Here is a 5,249-nt window from a genome sequence, read left to right on the forward strand (position 1 = left end):
ATCGGGAAAAGTCACCGATGCCTGAATGGAAGTACTGGCGAGTTTGGGAAAGAAGACAAAAGGAGTCCGCCCGGAAGAGACGAGTCCGATCGAGATGATCCAGACCGACACACAACCGGCGAGAAAGATCATTCGATTCTGCATCACCCACGGCAAGGACGGTCGATAGATTTTCTCGATCACGAATTTCAGAATTGTTGACGCGAGCTGATTGAGCCAGTGCAACGGTATCAGAAGCCACGCGACAGCATAAAACATATGGTGAAACAAACGAAACACGATACTGTCTCTGTGCGCGAGATGGCAGGGAAGTATCGTCATACATTCGATGAGTGACACAATCAGCATCGCGATCAGCACCGTTGGTAAAACGCAGACGATTTTCCCCAGGGTCCCGGAAACAAAAAGCAGCGGCATGAAGGCAATCACGGTAGTCGAGACTGAAGCCATTACAGAGGGAACGACCTCAACCGTGCCGTCGATAGCAGCTTTGAGAAGGGACTTTCCCATCTGCCGGTGCGTGTAGATATTTTCACCCACCACAATGGCATCGTCGACCACGATCCCCAGTGCCATCACAAAGGCAAACATCGAGATCATATTTAATGTCTGCCCGGTCAGCAGCAGGTAACCTGCCGTTGCCAGCAGCGAAAAAGGAATCCCCATGGCAATCCAGAATGCCAGCCGCAATTCGAGAAACGCGGCAAGAACGAGAAAAACCACGATCAACCCCTGCCAGCTGTTCTTGACCAGCAAATCAATGCGGCCACGCACTTCAATCGAACGGTCGCCCCACGTTTTAAGCTGGTACCCGGGAGGCAGTTCATTGTTGTTGATATAGTCATACACCGTATCGACCATCGACAGCAGGTCTTCCCTGGGATTCCGCATGACCGACAGGACGAGCACAGGGCGTCCATCGATTTCACTGATCGACGTCGTGTCCGCAAATCCATCTTTGACCTTGCAGACGTCGCCCACCGTCAAAACAGCTCCGCCGGGTTGTGTTATCAGAGGCAGCGATTCGATTTCATCTCCTGTCAAGCGCCGGTTGTGTCCCCGCAACAATACTTCCTGAGACTCTGAGCGAATCGTACCACCGGGAGTATCATTATTTTCGCGTCGGACCGCTTCCGCAATCTGCTGGATCGTCAGACCGTAAGACTGAAGGGTGGCTTCGGAGACTTCGATATCAATCTGATAATCCTTGTCACCAGACAGCTCAACTTCAGATATCCCTTTTAACTGCAGCAAGTCCTCGCGGACATATTCAGCCACTTTCCTCAACATCAGTTGAGCCTGCTCGCTGTCATCTTTCGGACCAACGACTCCCACGCGAATGACCTGCTCACTTTGTTCGGTCAGTTTGACTTCCGGGTCTTCGGCCAGTGCCGGAAAACTGGTGATGTGGTCCACGGCGGAACGGACATCATTGAGTACCCTGTCGCGATTGGTTACATCGGAACGCAGTTCCAGCGAGACAGTCCCCAGCCCTTCTGATGCCGTTGACGTTACCTTATTGACACTGTCAACCGACCTGACCGCTTCTTCGATTTTCTGGCAAATCCCCTCTTCGACCTCTTCCGGAGAGGCACCTGGATAGGAAACAGATACCGAAATGACATCGAGTTCAAATTCGGGGAATGTCTCCCGGTTCAGAGACTGCAGACAGACCGTCCCCGTGAGAATCACCGCGATCATGATGATGTTCATAGCCGGCGAATTGGAGATCGCCCAACGTACAAATGACTTCATTTGGCCTCCCTGAACTGTACCAGAATGTCGTTTACAGGAGCATTGAGCGGAGACACAACCACCTGGTCCTTTACATTTAACAAATCACCCGCATAGACCAGAATCATATCGCCCACTGAATGGGCAACACGTACATGAACGCGACGCAGCGAACCTGAAGTCAATTGAGAATCCTGACTCGAACTGGTCTCCTGTGCTGCTTCAACGGGAGTCACAACCCAGACTTCATCTCCCGGATTGAGTGCGGCTTCTGGTATCTGCAGTAATTCAGACTGTGGCTTGGAATGAACCAGAAGTTTGACAAACATGCCCGTCATTAACGAAACCTGCGGCGTTTGCTGATCATGCGAATTCACACTGGCTGAATTCGCATGCCCTTTGGATTGTCGAACGTAAACGCGGCAGGAAACCAGACGTGTCTGGCGATCAACTTCCGCTCCGTCAAAGGAAACCAGCGTGGCTTCCCAGGAATTTTCGGTTCCGTCTACTTCAAACTGAACCGTTACGGGAGTCGGAGGAATTCGATACATATTGGCCGCCGAAGACAAGCCACTGCCTGTCGAGCCAGCCGAGTGAACTTCTCTGCTGTTCAGAAGCCATTTCATCTGTCGCATATTCAGACTGCAGCGGATTTCCATGGTCGAAACATCCTGAACCGTAGCGACCGTTGCGCCACGCTGGAGAAACACACCTTCTTCAGCGGGTTCCTGCGTGATCACTCCTGAAATCGGGGAACGCACCGTACAACGCTCTTCATCAAAACGGGCTCGTTCCAGCTGAACTGCAGCAAGATCCCGTGAACTCTTAAGTCGCGTACGTGTTGCCTTTTCCATCTCTAACTGATCGAGCTCCAACTGCGATGAATTACGGGATTCAAGTTCTTCCAGTCGAGACGCATCCACATCCGTGTCAGTCACCACGTTTCGCGAATTCAGTTGTTTCATTCTGGCCAGGTCGCGGCTTTTAATCTTCAGGGTTTCCTGTGCGATAACGACCTTCCGTTCTCGCGACGCGATATTCAGTTCCAGCTCATTCAGGCTCGCTTCTGCCTGTTCCAGCTGTTCCTCCAGCTGACGTACTTCGAGCTGATACTCGCGCGACGCGATCTGTACGAGTACGTCTTCTTTTTCGATAAAATGGCCGATGCGGCATTTTTCTGAGCGCTCCGAAACCACTCCGGAAACTTCGACTGGAACCTCAATCCGCTTAAACGGAATCACCACGCCATCGACTTTGAAATCGATTCCACTGAGAGCAGGCTGGACAGCGACAGTTTCGACAATGGGTTGCCTGGGGGCAGCCTGCTCACGAACCGGCGTATGTCGGCCGGCATTTAAAGAAATAAATACCACAAGACTCCCACAAATCAGCAGGAGCGAAACCAGAGAGCGAGCAAACACGGGGATCAGCTGCCTGATCGAGAAAGCAGATTTTCTTTGACCAGGCTGGGAATCACAATCCCCGCGTGTATGGTCTGCATTCTGCTGGCTGATTTCATCAATCTTGACTGGAAGTGATTTGCTCTGCACGTTGATCTCGCATATAGTCAGATGAATCGAGTGGTTGTCTCACTCCTGGCCAGGGAATGAACTGCTGGTGCATGAATAACTGGTGCATGTCTCTGCAATAAATAATACAGATGTATTAAATCGTACGCCGGTTCCCTATTTAATACAAGTGTATTATAATAAATATCAGAGAAAACCCATGTAGCGAATTGGCCCCTTTTAGACTGAAGCATATAAAGTGCAGAACCAGGATACCCCTCAACGACTTCTCCAGGCTGCGATCGTGGAATTTGCCGCGAAAGGCTTAGATAATGCAAATTTACGCGATATCTGCGCACGTGCAGAAGTCAACTTGAACGCCGTCCGGTATCACTTTGGCGGCAAGGAGGGGTTATACATCGCGGCTGTTGAACAGGCCAACCGTACAGTTATCGGAGAAATGCAGGAACCAACTGTCGACGAAACGGCTCCGCCGGAAGATCGCCTCCGAAAGTTCATCGGCGAAATGCTGGAAGTCTCAATGAGTGACCGTAGCCGGTCGACTCCGGAAGAAATGCTGATGTTTCGCGAGATTCTGGAGCCAACAGAAGCAACCGCCCAGATCGCACGATCTCATGCCAAACCCATGTTTGATCGGCTCAATGCTTTAATCGCAGAGCTGCTTCCTGCAGGGGCTCCCAGGATTGAACAGCACCTGCTCGCAATCAGTATCATTGGACAATGCATGCACTTCCAGTTCGGCCAGCAGATGGATCGCCTGGTGATCTCTCCCAGTGAATATCGTAAATTTACAGTCTCCCGTATCACCGACCACATTCTACGAGTCACACTGGCAGCGATTCGCGATTATTCTGATGAACGTGATTAACCTGTCACTTAGAATGTGTTACCAACACATCCTGTCGGTCAAGATCGATCAGTGTATGCACTCGAAAGCTGATACAGTCACGTTTCTGATCAATCAGCTGGTTGACAAAATGATGCCAGTCTTCGTCCTGGCGGGGCAGGTAAATCGGTCATGCAGATGTCCCAGACCAACAACGGCTTCGGCAAAGCAAGTGGGTCCATACCAGTTGCGTTTGACATCACATTTCGGGTTTTGTTCGCCTTGTTTCAGGTTTGAAGTTTTCAACGATCACTTGTGTTGCCCCGCCCGGTGATCTTGGTCGTTTGCCTTCACCTACTGGCTGCCGCTCTCGCATCAACTCATCCGTAGTTCGGAATTTCGATAAAACTACCGGTTTCGCTGACTCCAAAACATGTTCTGAGAACTCGTGCGTTTTTACGAATTCAGACTCGACCAAACAATTCTCGTCTGGACGGGCTTTGGAACGTGCGATTAAATCAACCATAAAACGGACGTCAAACTCGTCCCGTAATCTCATACGTTTTTGCAGAATTACGCTTGATCCTTTGACTCTAGCCTTGGCAGTCGGCAGCACGTCTTATCAATGGATCTATTGACTTATTCAGGCAAAGATTCTTCACTCGCCCCGTAGTAGATCTTTAATTATATTACTCGTGAGAATTTCACAAAATCAAAATAGCGGGCATACCACAGACAAGTACCCGAGCGATCTGTCACAATATTACAGTCATATTCGCGCGAGTTCTCGCGTCTGGGAATATTCACATCCTTTCGGCAACGATACGCAGGGCTTCAGCGCCGTCTGAAATGGCTCTTCCAAGGTAGGCAGTAATTTTGGGGTGAAGTCACCATGGGAAAAGATCACCAGCATGTTGCGGCATATGGTTGTCGAGAACTCTCACAAAAATGACTGGAATATCGTGACAAACAGCACCGCGATTTGGCGGAGGCGACAAGAGTGGCACCTATAGTCTGTTGTGAATATTTGATTGTGCTATTGGAAGCTGATCCCGGCTTCAGTAATTTACCAGCGTCTTCTAACAGATTTCTACAGTTTCACTGATTGTTCGAATGTTATTTCGGTCTCATGTTGATTTCGACTTCATGATCCTGAAGGT

3 protein-coding genes are annotated in these 5,249 nt (G+C 50.1%); 1 reads left to right on the top strand and 2 read right to left on the bottom strand.

Features of this window, described 5'->3' with window-relative positions:
- The coding region (locus Q0294_RS02415) for an efflux RND transporter permease subunit (protein ID WP_299460557.1) at positions 1 to 1,755 on the bottom strand (1,755 nt) is incomplete at its 3' end.
- On the bottom strand, positions 1,752 to 3,155 hold the full coding sequence (locus Q0294_RS02420) for an HlyD family efflux transporter periplasmic adaptor subunit (protein WP_299460559.1): 1,404 nt from the start codon (positions 3,153 to 3,155) through the stop codon (positions 1,752 to 1,754). The genes Q0294_RS02420 and Q0294_RS02415, both read right to left, overlap by 4 nt.
- Positions 3,156 to 3,501: 346 nt before the next feature.
- On the opposite strand from Q0294_RS02420, the gene Q0294_RS02425 reads away from it, so the two are divergent.
- Positions 3,502 to 4,131, top strand: coding sequence for a CerR family C-terminal domain-containing protein (locus tag Q0294_RS02425; RefSeq protein WP_299460561.1), 630 nt, complete (start codon positions 3,502 to 3,504; stop codon positions 4,129 to 4,131).
- Positions 4,132 to 5,249 lie beyond the last annotated feature (1,118 nt).

Origin of the sequence: uncultured Gimesia sp. (assembly GCF_937919775.1) — a bacterium.
Classification (GTDB): domain Bacteria; phylum Planctomycetota; class Planctomycetia; order Planctomycetales; family Planctomycetaceae; genus Gimesia.